We start from the raw sequence: 19,033 nt of genomic DNA, 5'->3' as shown, positions 1-19,033 counted from the left end.
TTTCATTTATTCCAAAAAACATCATACGCAAAACGAATCAACGTTCCCACAACCACAACCAAAAAGAAGATTCGGATAAAACCATTCCCTTTGTTAATTGCTAGTTTTGCTCCAAACCATCCGCCAAGTGCATTGCTCACTGCCATTGGAATCGCAATCATCCAAATGATTTTACCTTTAATCATAAACAATACGATGGAACCAAAATTGGTCGCCAAATTAACCATTTTGGCATTTGCGGAAGCCTGTAAAAAATCAAAGCCCATCAAAGCAATAAATGCTACTACAAAAAAACTACCAGTTCCAGGACCAATAAAACCGTCGTACATCCCAACTATAAAACTAATAAGGACAGCATTAATAATTTGAGTTCGTTTGGACAGATTTTTTTCAATATGTTGACCGAAATTTTTCTTTGCATACGTATAAATCGCTAATAACGATAGAATAAACAACAGTAATGGTTTCATGAAATCATTACTCATATAAGTTAAAAGTGTCGAGCCTGCAAAAGCAGATGGTGTTGCAATAGCCATCATCAAAAACAACAACCGCCAGTTCATAGTAACTTTTTTTAAATACTGAAAAGCAGCAAAAGAAGTACCACTAAAAGCAGGAATTTTCAAGGTTCCAATAACGGTCGAAACGGGTAAATTTGGCAATAAAATTAGTCCTGCTGGTGTTTGTATCAATCCGCCTCCGCCAACAATAGCATCAATAAAACCAGCCACAAAAGCCGCTACACACAACAAAATCAGAATATAGGTTTCCATGAACGACTTTTGAAAAGTTTAGTTCGCAAAAATAACATTCCAAAATTGATAATGCTACACATATTCTATTCAAAAAAGTATATTTTTGTGACTTAAAATTGATTTTACAATGGATTCAACTCATTTGATAGAACTTCTCTCCTACACTATTCCTTCATTAATTACAGGAGGCGTTGCATATTACTTATTCGATGCACATTTTAAAGACCAACAAAATACGAGACGTTGGTTATTGCAAAAGGAAACCAAGCCTATAATTTTGCCATTACGATTACAAGCCTATGAACGGCTGACTTTACTTATGGAACGTATTAATCCATCGCAATTATTAGTTCGCGTACATCCTATTTCAACAGATAAAAACGATTATCAAAACTATTTAATTGCCCAAATCGAACAAGAGTTTGAGCATAATTTGGCACAACAAATCTATGTTTCAGCAAAGTGTTGGTCCATACTATTGACCGCCAAAAATGCTACAATCCAAATGATTCGAGTAGCTACCAAAAATGAAAAAGTAATAGATGCTGACGGTTTACGGGAATTAGTTTTGAATGATTTATTCGAAAAAACAGCTCCAAGTAGTACCGCTATAGCATATATAAAAGACGAAGTAAGCGAAATGTGGTAATGCTATAACTCTTTCAATAAACGATTCAGCTGAAATTTTTCCGTTTCGTTCAATTGAAGTAAAATGTGCTCAAAGGAGGATTTCATATCTTCTTCTTTGAGCATTTTTCGTATGGTATCGCGTCCAAATTTAGAAAACTGCCACATATGGTGCGTGGTTGCTTTTACCAAATTAATCAATACTTTGTCATTGATAATCTTAAATCCAATTAATTTCTCTAGTGCATTTTCTCTTGTAATCGCTTCATATTGTGGACTAGAATATTGAATCAATTCGTCAATTAATGGTTGTTTGACAGTAATATAATTGGGCGTTGACAACGCTAAAGATAGCCATAATGTTCGCAAATTATAATCGTTGAAACCCATCCATTCTTTGGACTGATCTAGATATTGAAAACGATGTTCTGGAAAATTTTTCCACAAATAGTATAAAGTTATTTCTTGAGTTTGATACGATTTATCATTTAATAAGGTTTCATAATCTAATCGAAAATCTTCTGGAATCTTTGGAGTTAAAATAGCAATTTGCTGTCTTAATTCAATATTTTTTGTATTTATTGCTTCTTGAAACAATCTCTTTTTGTCTTCCCATTTTTCAGTTTTCAATTGATTAAGAATAGCTTTTTTGATCAATATATTGGCATTCGATAGTAAGATGTTTTTAAAAAAAGTTTCTTTTTCAGTCAATGTGACTTTCTTTTTTGATTCCACATCAAATAGCATTTTTATCATTTTATTTTTAAACAATAACTCATTGGCTTCTTGTGTATTAAAACGATAGTCTTCTAGCCATACTTTACTAAAATTAACTAAGTCATAATCAGATACTTTTTTAATTTCAGCAAAAAAATCAGCCGTTGTAACCGACTCGTATTGGTGCTTTTTTAAGTACGATTGTACCGCTTTTGCAAAAGCTTGTTCGCCAATAGCATCTTGTAAAATAAACAAAGCCCAAGCCCCTTTTTGATAAAAACTCAATGAGCTTGCTTTGGCATTCAAAACAGGAATAGTATCCGTTCGGGAAGCATATTTTAACTGCTGCGCTGATTCATACATTTTAGCATAAAAATAATCTTCGCCTTTTAATTCTTTCTCAGTCAGTAATGCATAATATGTTGCAAAGCCTTCTTGTAACCAATGGTGTTTTCCGCTTTCTGCCGTAATTAAGTCTCCAAACCATTGGTGCGCTAATTCGTGTGCATTGACATTTGTGTAACTTCTATCTTCAAGACCGATTGCATCCACCACATACCGACTTGCAAAAATGGTCGAAGAAGTATTTTCCATTCCCGCATATAAAAAGTCATGAACTGGAATTTGGCGATAGACTTTCCAAGGGTACTTTACTCCTATTTTCTTTTCTACAAAATCAAAAATTTCTTTAGAACCTCTGTAGGTAGTTTCAAACTTGGAAGCATCAACTTTTTCTAAATACATTTCTAACGGAATTCCACTTTTGGATTTTTCTTTGTAAATATCATATTGTCCAATTCCTAACATTAGTAAATATGAACTCATAGGTTTATTCATATGGTATTGCCAAACTGTTTTTTCGTTTTGCTCTTTTTTAGATTTCAAAACACCATTGGCGGCTACTTGATATCCTTTGTCAAAAGTAATTTCAAGATTAAAAATTACCTTTTCATTCACATTATCAAAACTCGGATACCAATTACTCGTATATCGACCTTGTCCTTGTGTCCAAATTTGTGACGGAATTTTAGAGTCTCCCGAAGCTTCAAAATTACCTACAAAATACAAAGCTTGTTTTGGAATTGCTTTGTAATCCAATTGTAACGTATACTTTCCTTTTTTAAACGGAGCGATTAGCTGCAATTGTTTGTCTGTATTTCTATAAACTAATGATTTTCCGTTAACCAGTACATTTTCAAAAATCATATTTTGTGCATCAATACTAATGGTGTCAATAGCTTTCAACACTTTAAACTCATAAATCACCTTTCCAGAAATAGATTTTTCTTTGGTGTTCATTGCTATTTTACCACAAGATTCTGTAAAATCCACCGATTTAATTTGCTGGGCAATAGTTATATAGGAAATAAATAAAAAAAGGTATTTCATAGACTGAATTAATTTTTTAAAATCCAAAGTTACAAAAGGTTTTGAATGTTTATTTAGTAAGGAAGAATCTATTGGAGATTTAGTATGCCAGATGTTTAATATTTAGAACACAGATTAGAGAAATTTAAATTACTATCTGGATGTTAAAATTTTAAATACATAGAATCATAGAAAATAGAAGGCTCATAATTCCGTAAGTCTAATTCAGATATCCTATGTTCTCTCTCTAAGCGACAGAACTAAAAATAAGTGCAAAGAAAACCCTAGGATTCTATGTGTTTCAAAAAAACATTAAAATTTTGTAAGTTTACCAATCATACTCACAAATTAATCTCTTTGAAAACAAAAGCCTTATTCAACTGGAGCAGCGGCAAAGACTCTGCTTTAGCCTTATATAAAACACTACAAAACCCAGAAATAGAAATTAGCTGTTTGCTTACCAGCGTCAATCAGCAGTACCAACGCATATCCATGCATGGCGTACGAGTTGAATTACTGCACCAACAAGCCCAAAGCATCGGTTTACCACTAGAAATTATGATAATTCCTGAAATGCCAACTATGGAGGTTTACGAGTCTGTTATGACTGAAACTTTGACAAAACTAAAGAACCAAGGTATTACCCAATCTATTTTTGGAGATATATTCTTAGAGGATCTACGTAAATACCGTGAAGATAAACTAGCAACAATGGGATTTAAAGGTGTTTTTCCGCTTTGGAAAACCCCAACAACCGACTTGATTCACGAATTTATTGATTTAGGGTTCAAGACTATTGTCGTTTGTGTGAATGAAAAATATTTGGACGAAAGTTTTGTTGGTCGCATAATCGACCAAGATTTCATCAATGATTTACCCGACAATGTGGATGTTTGTGGTGAAAACGGAGAGTTTCATACTTTTACCTTTGCTGGCCCCATTTTCTCTAAGCCTATCGATTTCAAAATTGGAGAGGTTGTCTATCGAAAATACGAAAAACCTAAAGAACAAAAACCGTCTAACACAGCTTGTGATACGGTTGATACGACTTTTGATTTTGGTTTCTGGTATTGTGATTTGGTAGCTAAATAATTTACGCTATACTTTTTTAAAAAATATAAACATAGAATTTTATTTAAGTCAAAAAGGCTCTTCGCTCCTATACGAAAAGTAAATTATATCAAATTTTATAATTTAACAAACCTCTGTATTTATATTTAATTTTTGTTAAAATTCATGTATTTATCGCAATAAATATTGTTTTTACTGTTGATTTTTTGTAAATTTATCAACATATCGCCTATAAAGGTGATTTTATTTCACAATTTATTTAATAACTAAAAACATATTTATGATAGTAGGAGTTCCCAAAGAAATTAAAAACAATGAAAGTCGCGTTGGAATGACACCCGCAGGTGTCTTTGAATTAGTAAAACACAATCACACCGTTTACATACAACAAACTGCCGGCATAGGTAGCGGTTTTTCAGATCAGGATTTTATAGACGTTGGCGCACAAATACTCCCTACCATTGAAGATGTCTATGCGAAAAGTGAAATGATTGTCAAAGTTAAAGAACCAATTGAATCTGAATATAATTTAATAAAATCAGATCAAATTGTATTTACCTACTTCCATTTTGCAGGTAGTGAAACGTTAACAAGAGCAATGCTAAAAAGTAATTCCATTTGCATCGCCTACGAAACCGTAGAAGATCCTGATGGAAGTTTACCATTATTAACACCAATGTCTGAAGTCGCTGGTAGGATGTCCATACAAGAAGGTGCAAAATATTTAGAAAAAACCTACGGTGGTTTAGGAATATTGTTAGGAGGAGTTCCTGGAGTTCCACCTGCCAAAGTATTGATTCTTGGTGCAGGAGTAGTTGGAATGCAAGCTGCCCGAAAAGCCTCTGGTTTAGGTGCTCACGTAACCATCATGGATGTAAATATGAAGAGATTACGTTATATTAATGATATTATGGCAAATAATGTCACAACGGAATACTCTAACGAGTATAACATTCGAAAAAACATACAAACTCATGATTTAATCATTGGCGGCGTATTGTTAAAAGGAGCTAGAGCACCAAAATTAATTACAAGAGACATGCTTAAAGATATGCGACCAGGAACAGTAATGGTTGATGTTGCCGTAGATCAAGGCGGTTGTTTTGAAACTACTAAAGCCACCACACACCAAGACCCAATCTATATCATTGACAACGTTGTACACTATTGTGTTGCCAATATGCCCGGTGCCGTACCTCACACATCAACCTTGGCGTTAACAAATGTTACGTTAACTTATGTTTTACAAATTGCGAACAAAGGATGGAAAAAAGCTTGCGAAACAAATGCTTCCCTCTCGCTCGGATTAAATATAGTGAACGGAGAATGCATTTACCCAGGAATAATGGAAGGTTTTGAATAGGTTTTAATCTCATTATCAATAAACAGAATAACAGTAGTTTGGGCGTGACCCGCTGAAATCCCGAAATGTCGGGAGCGGGTCGGGCTCATATCTTTGTAGTCACAAATATAAATAAGTATTATCTTTTAAAAATTACTTTCAGATAATTAGGCCATTATTTTGAAACTCGCCAAAATACAGATTCATTTGCGTTTAAAAGCCGTGTCAGAGCATAGAAATTATAGATATACATTTCGAAAATTTGTGGTAATTTGTTAAATTTAGTATCTATTGTTTTGAAGATTATAAATCTGTTTTATTTTATAATCGTTCCTCATACATTTTTAACAACTGCGTAACGGTATTCCAATTCCGAATCGTAGCCGAAACGTTCAGTTTCTTCTCGATATACTTTTGGTCAAAACGAGTTTTTCCAGCACCAACTGCATATTTAATAAAAATACGATTTTCATCAATACTCGCTTCATCAGGTTTGAATTGACTAATCCTTAAATCATTAATACTATCTGTTCGTAAAGCTGTAGAGATAAAAGCCACATATAATTTTTTAGTGTCTGCTTCTTTCTCTTTCAAGAAAGGGTTGTTAGTATAACAAGCAGCCAAATCTGATTTATTAATCACAATAACAGGTACTTCATGACCAAATACCTTGAAAATTTCCTGTTTGATTAGAAAACCTACTTTAGGTGCATTTTCTTCTTCGGAGTCTACAAAAACATTTCCAGACTGAATATATGTTACTACATTTTGAAAACCAACAGCTTCCAAACAGCTTTTCAATGCCTCCATTTTAATCATGTTGTGACCAGATACGTTAATTCCTCGAAGTAAAGCTAAGTGAGTTGTCATTTTATAAAATTTATTTGCTCAAAGATATTCACTTTTTATCGAAACACATAAGGACATTAATTTTCTTTGTTTTCATTCCTGAACTAAAAAGCTAATACTATGCGAAACCAAAGTTTAGTCCGTGTTTTTTCATGCTTTTTCTTAGTATTTACGGTAATTTTTTAGGAAATAACAAAATAAAACTTATTTTGAAAAAGACTAACCAAATCAACTATTTATGGAAAACAAATTAGCAAACCCAGCTCCCCTTGTACTTGATGGGTTTTGGAATGACAACAATTTTACTCAACCTTCACAATTTAGGATTCTTTCCTGTTAGCGCTGTAATCTTATCCATGGGGATATTTTATGGTGGTATAGCACAAATTATTGCTGGAATTTTAGCTTTCAAACGAGAAAAAACCTTTGCAGGTGCCGAATTACTTGAAGAAATGAAAAATAAAAGAGTACTTCCTTACTAAAATATACTTTATACAACTACTAAAAGCCTCGTTTGATTTTGTTGACAAACGAGGCTTTATTGTTTTGTTTTTTTACATTATCTACGTTTCATCTGTAATAAATTCTGTAGATTCTAATTTTCAAAATCGCTATTAAAAAACTATCTTCGTTTTTTAATAGATTTACAAGTAAGATGGCTTGAAAAACAGGGAATATTCCTAAGATGTCATTCAACTCCTAAATCTGAAATAAAAAATCGTTAATAATAAATGAACAATCTTCTCCTCACTCCTATCGAATACCTCAAAGGCGTTGGTCCTAGCAGGGGTGAGCTTTTTAGGAAGGAATTAGGGATCCATAAGTATGGAGATTTGATTAATTTGTATCCCAACAGATATATTGATCGCACCCGATATTATAAAATCAACGAACTACAAAACACTACTGCCGAAGTCCAAATTATAGGAAAAATAATCCATATAAAAACGGTCGAATTTGGCAAGAACAAAAAACGCTTAGTGGCTAGTTTTGTAGATGATACTGGGCAAATGGAATTAGTTTGGTTTCAAGGTCAAAAATGGATTAAGGAATCTTTGAAGCTCAATGAAGTGGTTGTGATCTTTGGAAAATGTACTTCGTTTAACGGCGCATTTAATATGGCGCATCCCGAAATTGAGTTACTCACAGAGCACCAGCAAAGTCTGCGTTCTGCCATGCAACCTGTTTATCCTTCAACCGAGAAAATGGCTAATCGTGGTATAACCAATCGAACAGTGAATAAGTTGATGCAACAACTTTTTATCGAGTCAAAAGCTTTATTTACAGAGACTTTACCAGATTACTTAATTGAAGAGTTGAAGCTGATTTCTAAACGTGAAGCCTTGTTCAATATTCATTTCCCTAAAAGTACGGATACTTTGGCGAAAGCCGAATACCGTTTGAAATTTGAAGAATTGTTTTATATTCAGATTCAATTGATTCTGAAAAACTTAATTCAGAAACACAAAATAAAAGGGCATCCATTTACCAAAGTTGGTGATCTATTCAATGATTTTTATATAAATCACTTGCCTTTTAGTCTCACAGGAGCGCAAAAACGAGTTATAAAAGAAATTCGAACTGATATGGGCAGTAATGCCCAAATGAACCGCTTACTGCAAGGAGATGTAGGTTCTGGGAAAACAATAGTGGCGTTTATGAGTATTTTGTTGGCTATAGATAATGGCTTTCAAGCGTGTTTGATGGCACCAACTGAGATTTTGGCTAATCAACACTTTATAGGACTTTCGGAATTGGCTAACAAGCTGAATTTAAACATCAAAATATTAACGGGTTCTAGCAAAATTGCCGCTCGAAGAATCATTCACGAAGAGCTTGAAAACGGTAGTTTACAAATTTTAATCGGTACACATGCTTTGTTGGAAGACAAGGTGAAATTCCAGAATTTAGGTTTGGCGGTAATTGATGAACAGCACCGTTTTGGAGTAGAACAACGTGCGCGTTTGTGGCGTAAAAACTTGATTCCTCCTCATATTTTAGTAATGACTGCCACTCCTATTCCGAGAACATTGGCGATGAGTTTGTACGGTGATTTAGATATCTCCGTGATTGACGAATTGCCACCAGGTCGAAAACCCATTCAAACCGTGCATCGCTACGATAGCAACCGCTTGAAAGTCTGGAAGTTTTTGAGAGACGAAATAGCTTTGGGACGCCAAATTTATATTGTGTATCCGTTGATTCAAGAATCGGAGAAAATGGATTATAAGGATTTGATGGATGGATACGAAAGTATTTCTCGTGATTTTCCGTTACCACAGTACTCGATTTCGATCTTGCATGGAAAGATGAAACCCGCTGATAAAGATGCCGAAATGAAACGTTTTTCGGAAGGAAAAACCAATATTATGGTTGCCACAACAGTGATTGAAGTTGGAGTTAATGTTCCCAATGCCAGCGTGATGATTATTGAAAGTGCGGAACGTTTTGGACTTTCACAACTTCATCAATTGCGCGGCCGTGTGGGGCGTGGTGCTGAACAAAGTTATTGTATCTTGATGACAAGCCACAAAATGAGCTCCGACAGTAAAGTCCGAATGGAAACGATGGTAGGAACGAATGACGGTTTTGAAATTGCCGAAGTCGATTTGAAACTCCGAGGTCCTGGAGACTTGATGGGAACCCAGCAAAGTGGTATTTTGAACCTGCAAATTGCTGATATTGTTAGAGATAAAGATATTTTAGCTCTAGCGCGTAATCATGCGCAACGTGTTCTTACTGATGATAAACCCTTGGCAAAACCAGAAAATGCAATTATCAAAAGCATCTATTTTGAACTGACCAAAAAGAAGAATATTTGGAATTATATAAGTTAAAAACATGATAAGTTACAACCCTAAAGACTGGATTATTTTTATTTTTCGTTTCCACAAAGCCGATACTTTTCGTCAATTGTTTGTATTGATGGTAGTCATTGGACTGTATTCAGCAAGTGTGGCTTATCTCGAACTGGAATATTGGAATTTACCAGATGATAGCCATGTTAAGAACATCTCGATGATGCACGGCATGTTGGGATTTGTGATTTCGTTGTTATTGGTCTTTAGAACTAATACGGCTTACGACCGTTGGTGGGAAGGTCGTAAATTATGGGGTGCTTTGGTCAACAACAGTCGGAATTTGGCGATAAAATTACATGCAATTTTGGAAGATGAAAAAGATAAAGCTTTTTTTAGAAAAATGATTCCGAGTTACACTTCTATTTTAAATAAACATTTAAAAGATGAAGAAACAGGTAAACAATTATTCGATGAAATTTCTTTTCCGGAAAATCATCATACACATCGTCCGAATCAAGTAGCCAAAATGATGTTTATGAGAATCAATGATTTATACAAAAGGCAAAAAATAACTGGTGATCAGTTGATTATTCTCAATAGCGAAATCCAATCTTTTACCGATATTTGTGGTGCTTGTGAGCGAATAAAAAACACCCCTATACCCTATTCTTATAGTGTTTTCTTGAAGAAGTTTATCTTTTTCTACGTGATGACTTTGCCTTTTGGATATGTTTTTAATTTGGGATATTTTGTAGTTCCAGTCGTTGTTTTTATATTTTATGTTTTGGCAAGTTTAGAATTAATTGCCGAAGAAATCGAAGAGCCTTTTGGACATGATGACAATGACTTACCTACTCGAAAAATAGCAGAGAATATCAAGAAGCATGTGGAGGAATTGATTTAATTTTTAAATAAGTTTATGTTATGAAACATGTTTTTTTATTCCAATTTTTCTTTACCATAACTGTTCTTATTAGCCAAAATAATGGTCCAAAAGAAATATCACCACAGATTTTACTAAAACTAAATACAGAAATTGACAAAGAAGTTCCTGCTTTAAAATTAATGCTTTTAAAAAAAGAATTTACTGCTGAACAAATCGAGTTTTCGATAGATACTTTTCGTATTGAGCAATTAGTTTCCAAAAGAATGGATATTGATTACACTACATTTGGCATGAATACTACAGTAATGGAGAAAACTAATTCATACGATAAATTGATGAATAGGTATTATTACAAACTATTGAAGTCACTGAATGTAAACGACAAAAAAGTACTTATTAAAGCTCAAAAATCGTGGTTAGTTTTCCGGGATACTGAAGCAAAACTCATAAACACTTTGACAAAAGAACAGTATTCTGGTGGCGGAACAATTCAATCAAATATCGCAACGGCTTCTTACTCTGATATAGTAATTCAAAGAACCATTGCGGTTTTTAATTATTATGACGCTTTAATAAAAAAATAAATCACTACTTAAAAATCGTCTTAAAAAAATACCAACTCTCGCTCCTAGTCCTGACAGCCGTGAAAAGTCTTTAGGGGATGAAAACCACTTTTTTCTTGGTGTTGCAGAGCGACTGAAAGAAGCTCCTGCAACACCTCAGAAAAAGGGTTTAAAACCGTAAAGCTTGTAGCAAATGGCAGGTGCCTACTTTCCTAAATAAACCAATTGCTGTACTCCTAAAAATGATTGGGAATAATCAGAAAAAGTGGGTTTAATAACTTTGAACCTCGGTTGACAATGTTTATATTTGCAATCTTGAAAAAAACACAAAATGAAGATATCTTATAATTGGCTTAAACAATTCATTAAAACCGACTGGAAATCAGAGGAAGTATCACACTTACTTACAGATTTGGGTCTTGAAGTAGAAGGTGTAGATAAATACCAATCCATAAAAGGTGGACTAGAAGGAATTGTTGTAGGACATGTTTTGACTTGTGAGCAACATCCAGACGCTGACCGTTTGAAAGTGACGACTGTTGATATTGGTGCTGAGGCGCCAATACAAGTGGTTTGTGGCGCTGCCAATGTAGCTGCGGGACAAAAAGTACCTGTTGCGACTATTGGAACTATATTATATGATGCCGAAGGAAATCCTTTTACCATTAAAAAAGGAAAAATTCGTGGTCAAGAAAGCTTCGGAATGATTTGCGCTGAAGATGAATTAGGTCTTGGACAGAGTCACGACGGAATTATGGTTCTCGACGATACTTTAGTTCCTGGAATTGCTGTTGCCAAAGTTTTTAAAGTCGAAAATGATGAAGTTTTCGAAATTGGATTGACGCCAAACCGTGCTGACGCCATGAGTCACATGGGTACTGCTCGTGATTTGAGAGCGGGATTGATGCAAAAAGGAATCAATACGGAATTGATTACGCCTTCTATCTCTAATTTTAGAGTGGATATGCGTACGTTGAAAATTGATACTAAAATTGAAGATATTACGCTTGCGCCTCGTTACTGTGGTGTTACTATATCTGGAATTACAGTAAAACCTTCGCCCTCTTGGTTGCAAGACCGTTTGAAAGCGATTGGAATTACTCCAAAAAACAATATTGTCGATGTGACCAATTATGTTTTACATGATTTAGGGCAACCACTTCATGCTTTTGATGCTTCAAAAATCAATGGCAAAATCATTGTAAAAACACTTCCTTCAGGAACTAAATTTACAACCCTTGACGATATTGAACGCACGCTTCATGAAGAAGACTTGATGATTTGTGACGAAAAAGGACCTTTGTGTATTGCAGGAGTTTTTGGAGGTAAAAATTCAGGAGTTACAGAACATACCAAAAACATATTTTTAGAAAGTGCCTATTTTAATCCAGTAAGCATTCGTAAAACGGCTAAAAGACATCAGTTAAGTACAGATGCTTCTTTCCGTTTTGAAAGAGGAATTGACCCTACAATTACCGCTTATGCCTTGAAACGTGCAGCAATCTTGATTCAAGAAGTGGCTGGTGGTGAGATTACATCAGATGTAAGTGATATTTACCAAAAGAAAATTGAGGATTTTACGGTTTTTGTAAGCTTTGGTAATGTTAAGAAAATCATTGGTCAAGAAATACCAAAAGATACGATTAAGCAAATATTAGCTTCTTTGGACATCAAAATAAATAGCGTTTCTGAAGCTGGTTTAGGATTAACGATTCCGGCATACCGTGTAGATGTACAAAGAGAAATTGATGTTATCGAAGAGATTTTGAGAGTCTATGGGTACAACAATATTGGTTTTTCGGGAAAATTGAACGCTACGGTTTGCAATGCACCAAGAAATGAAGATTATAAACTTCAAAACATTGTAGCTTCACAATTAAACTCACAAGGCTTTCATGAAATGATGGCCAACTCATTGACAACAGCAGATTATGTAAAACTTTCAGAGAATTTGAAAGAAGAACATAATGTAACGATGTTAAACCCATTGAGTAATGATTTAGCAACGATGCGTCAGTCCTTATTATTTTCAGGTTTAGAGGCTGTTTCCTATAACATCAACCGTAGAAATAACGATTTGAAATTGTTTGAATACGGAAAAACCTATCATAAATTTTTGTCGGGTTTTGAAGAACAAAAACACTTGACTTTGTTTCAAACTGGAAATCGCAACAGCGAAAGTTGGACAAATAATCAGTCACCATCGAACTTTTTTCTATTCAAAGGATATGTTGAGGCGGTATTAGCTCGACTAGGAATTACAAAAACATTGAACTCACCAGTGACTTCAGATGTGTTTTCAGAAGGAATTGCAATTGGTACTGGTCACAATGCTTTAGTTGAATTTGGTGTGGTTAAAAAATCAATTTTGAAACACTTTGGGATCAAACAAGAAGTGTTTTATGCAGACTTTAATTGGGATGCCATTTTGAAAGCAATTTCATTAAAAATAAAATATACTGATATTCCTAAATATCCAGAGGTACGACGAGATTTAGCTTTATTAATTGATCAAGCAGTAAGCTATGACTCAATTTATACAGTGGCGAAGAAAACTGAAAAAATATTATTGAAAAACATCAATTTATTTGATGTTTATGAAGGTGAAAAATTACCAGAAGGTAAAAAATCATACGCTTTGAGTTTTACTATTCAAGACAGTACAAAAACATTAACTGATGTACAGATTGATAAAATCATGAGTAAATTACAAGTTAATTTCGAAACTGAATTAGGAGCAAGTTTGAGATAATTTACTGACTCCTATAAATACAAAAAAGCCAATTCTGAAGAGAATTGGCTTTTTTGATGGATAAAATTTTGTATTATGCTTTTGGTAAAACAACGGTATCCACAACATGAATAACCCCGTTAGATTGATTCACATTAGCAATTGTAATCATTGACATTCCACCTTTTTCGTCGGTGATGTATAATTTTTTTCCTTTCATCCAAGCCGTTAATGTCCCACCACTTACCGTTTTTAAGGTTGCTTTTCCGTTACCCATTTTGATTGCTTTCATAATGTCTTTGGAACTCATTTTTCCAGCAACTACATGGTACGTTAAAATAGTTTGTAACATTTTTTTGTTTTCAGGTTTAAGCAAAGTCTCTACAGTTCCCATTGGTAATTTTTCAAAAGCGGCATTAGTTGGGGCAAAAACGGTGAATGGTCCTTTACTTTGTAAGGTCTCTACTAATCCTGCTGCTTTCACAGCTGCTACTAGTGTGGTGTGATCTTTCGAGTTTACCGCGTTCTCTACAATGTTTTTAGTTGGAAACATTTCGGCTCCACCTACCATTTTTGTTTTTTGAGCGAAAGATGTTGCTCCGAATACTAATGCTAAAAATGCTACTGATAAAAATTTTCTCGTTTTCATAATTTTAATTATTAAGTTATACAGTCATTTACGCTACAACTCTCGATTTGGATTTAAAAAAAGCAGAAAAAACAGTAGTTATTTTATTTTACGCTATGAGTCAATGACTTATATGTAAAATAATTTTAAAAAAAATCTCCAATCCTAAAGATAGGATTGGAGGTTAGAAAAAAAAATGATTTAAATTTTACATAGCAGAAATTATTCCAACTATAAAAGTCATAAAAAAGACAACTCCATAAAAGGATACAAAAACCAAAGCTAATATTCCCATGAATTTATAATGTGATTTCAAGTATTCAAAAGAAGCATTTAATTGCTCGTTGTCATTAAACTTGAAGGCATTCTTTATTTTAGAAGAAAATTGAAACAAATAATAGATTGGAAAAAAATACAGTAAAGCAATCACAATATATATTGCCGAAAAGAAACCTGTTCCTCTTCCCATCATTGGATTCATTCCACCACCAAAACTGTTAAACTTAGCAAAAATGGTTCCAATAGATAAAGCTAAAACCCCCATAAGTCCTAAGAACACAAAACCCAAAATAGATAAAAAGTATCCCCATTTGGCAGTTTCCTTCAAGAATCCTTGTGCTTCATCTGATAATTCAAAATTCTTTTTTAGTCCGATTTCAGTACTATTTTCTTCCATGATTCTGTATTTATATTTATGGCTGAAATTTAGGATTTATATTTCAATTGTTACATTTTTAAACAAAAAAAAACCTCACAAATTGTGAGGTTTTTAATATTTAAGAAATTCTGAGAATTATTTTTTCTCTGATTTTTCCATTTTAGCTTTCAATGCAGCCAATACATCATTACTATCACCTAAAGTAGACGCAGATGCGTTAGCAGATGGAGATGAAGTATTTTCAGTTGCAGCTTTTACATTTTTCTCTTCTTCTTCACGGAAGATAGCAGTATGAGAAGCAACAACTCTTTTGAATTCTTTGTTGAACTCAATTACTTTGAAATCAGCAGTTTCACCTTTTTTCAATTTCTTACCGTCTTCTTTTTCAAGGTGACGAGTTGGAATGAAAGCAACGATGTCTTCACCAAATTCTACAGTAGCTCCTTTGTCAACAATTTCAGAAATTTCTCCGTTGTGGATAGTTCCAACAGCGAATGAAGCTTCATACTGATCCCAAGGATTAGCAGTAGTTTGTTTGTGACCTAAAGATAATTTACGTCCATCAACATCTAATTCTAATACTACTACATCAAGTTTTTCACCAACATTTACAAATTCAGATGGGTGTTTGATTTTCTTAGTCCAAGATAAGTCAGAGATGTAAATTAATCCATCAATTCCTTCTTCAAGTTCTACGAAGATACCAAAGTTTGTAAAGTTTCTAACGATACCAGAATGTTTAGAACCTACTGGATATTTAGAAGTGATATCAGTCCAAGGATCTTGAGATAATTGTTTGATACCTAATGACATTTTACGATCGTCTCTATCTAAAGTTAAGATCTGAGCTTCGATAACATCACCTACTTTTACGAAATCTTGAGCAGAACGTAAATGAGTAGACCATGACATTTCAGAAACGTGGATCAAACCTTCAACACCTTCAGCAACTTCGATGAAAGCACCGTAATCAGCGATTACAACTACTTTACCTTTTACTTTGTCTCCAATTGCTAATTTAGCATCTAGAGCATCCCAAGGGTGAGCGTTTAATTGTTTCAATCCTAATTGAATTCTTGTTTTCTCATCATCGAAATCAAGGATTACAACATTTAATTTTTGATCTAATTCAAGAACTTCAGATGGGTGGTTGATTCTAGACCAAGAAAGGTCAGTAATGTGAATCAATCCATCAACTCCACCTAAGTCAATAAAGACACCATAAGAAGTAATGTTTTTAACAACACCTTCTAATACTTGTCCTTTTTGTAATTGACCAATGATTTCTTTTTTCTGTACTTCAATATCCGCTTCAATAAGCGCTTTGTGAGATACAACAACGTTTTTAAATTCGTGGTTGATTTTCACAACTTTGAATTCCATTGTTTTGTTTACGTAAACATCGTAATCTCTAATTGGTTTAACATCAATTTGAGATCCTGGTAAGAACGCTTCAATTCCGAAAACGTCAACGATCATACCACCTTTAGTTCTGCATTTTACAAAACCATTAACGATTTCACCTGTTTCGTTTGCAGCGATAACTCTATCCCATGATTTGATAGTACGTGCTTTTCTGTGAGATAAAACTAGTTGTCCAGTTTTGTCTTCACGGATATCGATTAATACTTCAACAGTATCACCAACTTTTAAATTTGGGTTGTAACGGAATTCGTTCAACGAAATAACACCTTCCGATTTTGCATTGATATCAACGATAACGTCTCTATCTGTAATTCTAACAACAGTACCATCTACTACTTCTTCTTGGTCAGTAGCGATAAAAGTTTTTGATACTAATTCTTCGAATTCTTGTAAGTGTTTTTCATCAACGATATCAATTCCTTCTTCGAAATTGTGCCAGTTGAAATTTGCTAAAAACTCTTCTTGTGATTGGATTTGTTCAGACATGCTGATTAAAAATTTGTATTCTGCGCTCTCTTGAGTTTCTTGAATGATAGAAAACAACAGAAGTTGTTTGTATAATTAATTGATACCTAGTGGAAACTCTTATTCACCAAAAGGTGTGCAAAATTAAAACTTTTTTTCCTAACTACAAAACAAACTACTTATAATCACTGCTTAAGATTGCATTTTAAAACAACTATTTGAATATTTAGGAGCAGAACACTCTCGTTTTTAGTACAACTCCACCTCCTGCTTTCGCCTTTATCTCTCCGCTACGCTACGAGGATACCAGCTCAATCAGGGCTAATTCATAACTAATTATTTTTATAATTACGTTTTCCTTCAGTGTATTAGATAAAAAAACTAGATTATTTTCTTTACCAAATCCAAAACAAAAGAAAATTGTTCTCCTCTAGTCATAGCCGAGTTATCAATTTCAATGGCATCAACTGCTTTTACCAACGGAGAATTGGCTCTGTGGGTATCAATATAATCTCTCTCTACTACGTTGTTATATACTTCTTCAAAAGTAACGGTATCACCTTTAGAAACCAACTCATCAAAACGACGTTGCGCTCTAGTTTGTGCATTGGCATTCATATACAATTTCAATTCGGCTTCTGGAAAAACTACAGTACCTATATCTCTACCGTCCATTACAATTCCTTTGCCCTTCCCCATTTCTTGTTGCTGTTCGACAAGTTTCGCTCGAACTTCATCAATTTCAGCAATTTTGCTCACAAATCCAGAAACCTCAATAGTGCGAATTTCACTCTCAACATCTATATCATTAAGAATCATAACTGCAAATCCTAATTCGGGTCTAAATTTAAACCGCAAGCGAATGAAGGATAAACTATGTATTAATGATTCTTTATCAAAAAAATCATTGTTGATATACCCATTTTGCATTGCAAAAAGTGTAATCGCTCGATACATAGCTCCAGTGTCTACATATGCATATCCTAATTCTTTAGCTAATTGTTTAGCCAAAGTACTTTTACCTGTAGAGGAGAATCCATCTATTGCTATAGTTATTTTTGAAGTCAAAATATATTATTGAAAATTAATGGTTAACCCAAATAAACTTGTATTTCCTGCCAAGGTATATCTAGAATAAGAATAATTGAATTTTAATTTATTCATCTTTAATCCTAAACCTAGTGAAAAACCAGAAAAATTACGCTGTTCTACTATTTTTAATTCTTGAGCTCTTCTGAAATTATAACTCACTCGCAAGTTGAAAGCTTTTTGAGGAAACAATTCAGCACCCAATATCACATGTCGAAAAGTGTTTCCTAAAAACGAAATTTTTTCCTCCTTTGTAGTTCCATCAAAAGAAGATTCAGCTCTAACAGGATTAGAAAATGATATATTCCATTGCTGTAAGTTTTCTAAATTTAAATGCCAACGAATAGGGACATGCTCTAATTCTTGCGAAACTCCAAATATAATCTCTAAAGGCAATTGCTCTTTAATGCCTGAGTAGGTAGTGAATTGTGTTCCTATATTACGAATTACGAATCCCCAGTTCACATCGTTTTGTTCATCAATATAAATCACCCCTAAATCTAAAGCTCCACCTAATGATGAATAGGTCTCTAAGCTTGAAGATATCAATTTAGCATTTGCTCCTATATGCAAATTTGAATACGGGACATTATATGAATATCCTCCTGACAATGCTATTTCACTTCCAGTAAAAGAAGCCGTTTGTTGACCATTTTCATCATAACCTTCAAAATTACCGTAATTAACATAGTTAACTCCAGCATGAAAAGTCTGTAAATGACGGTCATAAGTATATGCATAAGAAGCCGTTCCATAAGTCACTTCTCCGTAATAATTTCCGTAGTTTATTGCTAAATGATTATGCATCTCAGGATTGATCGAGGCAGGATTAAAAATTCCTTGATTTACATCTTCATCATATAAAGTGACTGTTTTACCACCAAGTGCTGCTTGTCTTGGCGAAGTCACCAAGTTCAAAAATTGATACACACTCTTACCCCCTATTTGCGAATAAGACAAAGAATAAACAAATAAAAACAAATAAATTAAATGCCTTTTAAACATGCTTTGAATTTCTCTAATGGTTTAAGTAAAACGCGGTTGCGAAGATAAAATTA

At 33.8% G+C, this 19,033-nt stretch carries 16 protein-coding genes; 8 read left to right on the top strand and 8 right to left on the bottom strand.

Features of this window, described 5'->3' with window-relative positions; translation table 11 throughout:
- Window positions 1-2 precede the first annotated feature (2 nt).
- Complete coding sequence (locus tag ABZP37_RS12695; RefSeq protein WP_366183496.1) at window positions 3-773, bottom strand: TSUP family transporter; 771 nt, start codon at window positions 771-773, stop codon at window positions 3-5.
- Between the two features lie 109 nt (window positions 774-882).
- On the opposite strand from ABZP37_RS12695, the gene ABZP37_RS12690 reads away from it, so the two are divergent.
- Window positions 883-1,404: a hypothetical protein gene (locus tag ABZP37_RS12690; protein WP_366183495.1), complete on the top strand. Its 522-nt coding sequence runs from the start codon at window positions 883-885 to the stop codon at window positions 1,402-1,404.
- A 2-nt stretch (window positions 1,405-1,406) separates the two neighbouring features.
- On the opposite strand, the gene ABZP37_RS12685 is transcribed toward ABZP37_RS12690, so the two are convergent.
- Entirely contained in the window at window positions 1,407-3,488 is a 2,082-nt protein-coding gene (locus tag ABZP37_RS12685) for a M1 family metallopeptidase (RefSeq protein WP_366183494.1), read from the bottom strand.
- A 336-nt stretch (window positions 3,489-3,824) separates the two neighbouring features.
- Here ABZP37_RS12685 and ABZP37_RS12680 point away from each other — a divergent pair, with 336 nt between their 5' ends.
- Together ABZP37_RS12680 and ald are read left to right on the top strand one after the other, a co-directional pair.
- Window positions 3,825-4,559 (top strand): diphthine--ammonia ligase, encoded by a 735-nt coding sequence (locus tag ABZP37_RS12680; RefSeq protein ID WP_366183493.1) that lies wholly within the window; start codon window positions 3,825-3,827, stop codon window positions 4,557-4,559.
- A gap of 259 nt (window positions 4,560-4,818) precedes the next feature.
- Entirely contained in the window at window positions 4,819-5,901 is a 1,083-nt protein-coding gene (ald, locus tag ABZP37_RS12675; protein ID WP_366183492.1) for an alanine dehydrogenase, read from the top strand.
- Window positions 5,902-6,201: 300 nt separating this feature from the next.
- Here ald and ABZP37_RS12670 read toward each other — a convergent pair whose 3' ends face one another.
- Window positions 6,202-6,750, bottom strand: coding sequence for a DUF1697 domain-containing protein (locus tag ABZP37_RS12670; protein ID WP_366183491.1), 549 nt, complete (start codon window positions 6,748-6,750; stop codon window positions 6,202-6,204).
- 248 nt (window positions 6,751-6,998) lie between these two features.
- On the opposite strand from ABZP37_RS12670, the gene ABZP37_RS12665 reads away from it, so the two are divergent.
- The 5 genes from ABZP37_RS12665 (at window position 6,999) to pheT (ending at window position 13,731) form a co-directional block, all read left to right on the top strand.
- The gene (locus ABZP37_RS12665) at window positions 6,999-7,211 is read left to right on the top strand and encodes an acetate uptake transporter (RefSeq protein WP_366183490.1); all 213 of its coding nucleotides are present in this window, start codon (window positions 6,999-7,001) and stop codon (window positions 7,209-7,211) included.
- A gap of 249 nt (window positions 7,212-7,460) precedes the next feature.
- Entirely contained in the window at window positions 7,461-9,566 is a 2,106-nt protein-coding gene (gene recG / locus ABZP37_RS12660; protein WP_366183489.1) for an ATP-dependent DNA helicase RecG, read from the top strand.
- Between the two features lie 4 nt (window positions 9,567-9,570).
- A complete protein-coding gene (locus tag ABZP37_RS12655) occupies window positions 9,571-10,434 on the top strand; it encodes a bestrophin family ion channel (protein ID WP_366183488.1) in 864 nt (287 codons plus the stop codon).
- Window positions 10,435-10,454: 20 nt separating this feature from the next.
- Window positions 10,455-11,000 carry a lysozyme inhibitor LprI family protein gene (locus tag ABZP37_RS12650; RefSeq protein WP_366183487.1) on the top strand — a complete coding sequence of 182 codons (546 nt, stop codon included), beginning with the start codon at window positions 10,455-10,457 and terminating at the stop codon, window positions 10,998-11,000.
- Between the two features lie 310 nt (window positions 11,001-11,310).
- Entirely contained in the window at window positions 11,311-13,731 is a 2,421-nt protein-coding gene (pheT, locus tag ABZP37_RS12645) for a phenylalanine--tRNA ligase subunit beta (RefSeq protein ID WP_366183486.1), read from the top strand.
- 73 nt (window positions 13,732-13,804) lie between these two features.
- On the opposite strand, the gene ABZP37_RS12640 is transcribed toward pheT, so the two are convergent.
- The 5 genes from ABZP37_RS12640 to porQ form a co-directional block, all read right to left on the bottom strand.
- Window positions 13,805-14,359, bottom strand: coding sequence for a fasciclin domain-containing protein (locus tag ABZP37_RS12640; protein WP_366183485.1), 555 nt, complete (start codon window positions 14,357-14,359; stop codon window positions 13,805-13,807).
- A 187-nt stretch (window positions 14,360-14,546) separates the two neighbouring features.
- Window positions 14,547-15,014, bottom strand: coding sequence for a DUF5362 family protein (locus tag ABZP37_RS12635; RefSeq protein ID WP_366183484.1), 468 nt, complete (start codon window positions 15,012-15,014; stop codon window positions 14,547-14,549).
- Window positions 15,015-15,131: 117 nt separating this feature from the next.
- Window positions 15,132-16,907 carry a 30S ribosomal protein S1 gene (gene rpsA, locus ABZP37_RS12630; RefSeq protein ID WP_366183483.1) on the bottom strand — a complete coding sequence of 592 codons (1,776 nt, stop codon included), beginning with the start codon at window positions 16,905-16,907 and terminating at the stop codon, window positions 15,132-15,134.
- Window positions 16,908-17,267: 360 nt separating this feature from the next.
- Entirely contained in the window at window positions 17,268-17,954 is a 687-nt protein-coding gene (gene cmk, locus ABZP37_RS12625) for a (d)CMP kinase (RefSeq protein ID WP_366183482.1), read from the bottom strand.
- Window positions 17,955-17,960: 6 nt separating this feature from the next.
- Entirely contained in the window at window positions 17,961-18,980 is a 1,020-nt protein-coding gene (gene porQ / locus ABZP37_RS12620; protein ID WP_366183481.1) for a type IX secretion system protein PorQ, read from the bottom strand.
- Window positions 18,981-19,033 lie beyond the last annotated feature (53 nt).

Source organism: Flavobacterium ovatum (genome assembly GCF_040703125.1).
In the GTDB taxonomy this organism is placed as follows: Bacteria; Bacteroidota; Bacteroidia; order Flavobacteriales; family Flavobacteriaceae; genus Flavobacterium; species Flavobacterium ovatum.
The sequence above is the reverse complement of the archived record's forward strand: the minus strand, read 5'-3'. Positions and strand labels throughout refer to the sequence as shown.

Bases quoted from the DNA above. Each gene is read 5' to 3' on its own strand.
- ABZP37_RS12695 (WP_366183496.1), bottom strand. From the start codon at position 773: ATGGAAACCTATATTCTGATTTTGTTGTGTGTAGCGGCTTTTGTGGCT.
- ABZP37_RS12635 (WP_366183484.1), bottom strand. From the start codon at position 15,014: ATGGAAGAAAATAGTACTGAAATCGGACTAAAAAAGAATTTTGAATTA.
- ABZP37_RS12685 (WP_366183494.1), bottom strand. From the start codon at position 3,488: ATGAAATACCTTTTTTTATTTATTTCCTATATAACTATTGCCCAGCAA.
- porQ (WP_366183481.1), bottom strand. From the start codon at position 18,980: ATGTTTAAAAGGCATTTAATTTATTTGTTTTTATTTGTTTATTCTTTG.
- ABZP37_RS12670 (WP_366183491.1), bottom strand. From the start codon at position 6,750: ATGACAACTCACTTAGCTTTACTTCGAGGAATTAACGTATCTGGTCAC.
- ABZP37_RS12650 (WP_366183487.1), top strand. From the start codon at position 10,455: ATGAAACATGTTTTTTTATTCCAATTTTTCTTTACCATAACTGTTCTT.
- recG (WP_366183489.1), top strand. From the start codon at position 7,461: ATGAACAATCTTCTCCTCACTCCTATCGAATACCTCAAAGGCGTTGGT.
- ald (WP_366183492.1), top strand. From the start codon at position 4,819: ATGATAGTAGGAGTTCCCAAAGAAATTAAAAACAATGAAAGTCGCGTT.
- ABZP37_RS12655 (WP_366183488.1), top strand. From the start codon at position 9,571: ATGATAAGTTACAACCCTAAAGACTGGATTATTTTTATTTTTCGTTTC.
- pheT (WP_366183486.1), top strand. From the start codon at position 11,311: ATGAAGATATCTTATAATTGGCTTAAACAATTCATTAAAACCGACTGG.
- ABZP37_RS12690 (WP_366183495.1), top strand. From the start codon at position 883: ATGGATTCAACTCATTTGATAGAACTTCTCTCCTACACTATTCCTTCA.
- rpsA (WP_366183483.1), bottom strand. From the start codon at position 16,907: ATGTCTGAACAAATCCAATCACAAGAAGAGTTTTTAGCAAATTTCAAC.
- ABZP37_RS12640 (WP_366183485.1), bottom strand. From the start codon at position 14,359: ATGAAAACGAGAAAATTTTTATCAGTAGCATTTTTAGCATTAGTATTC.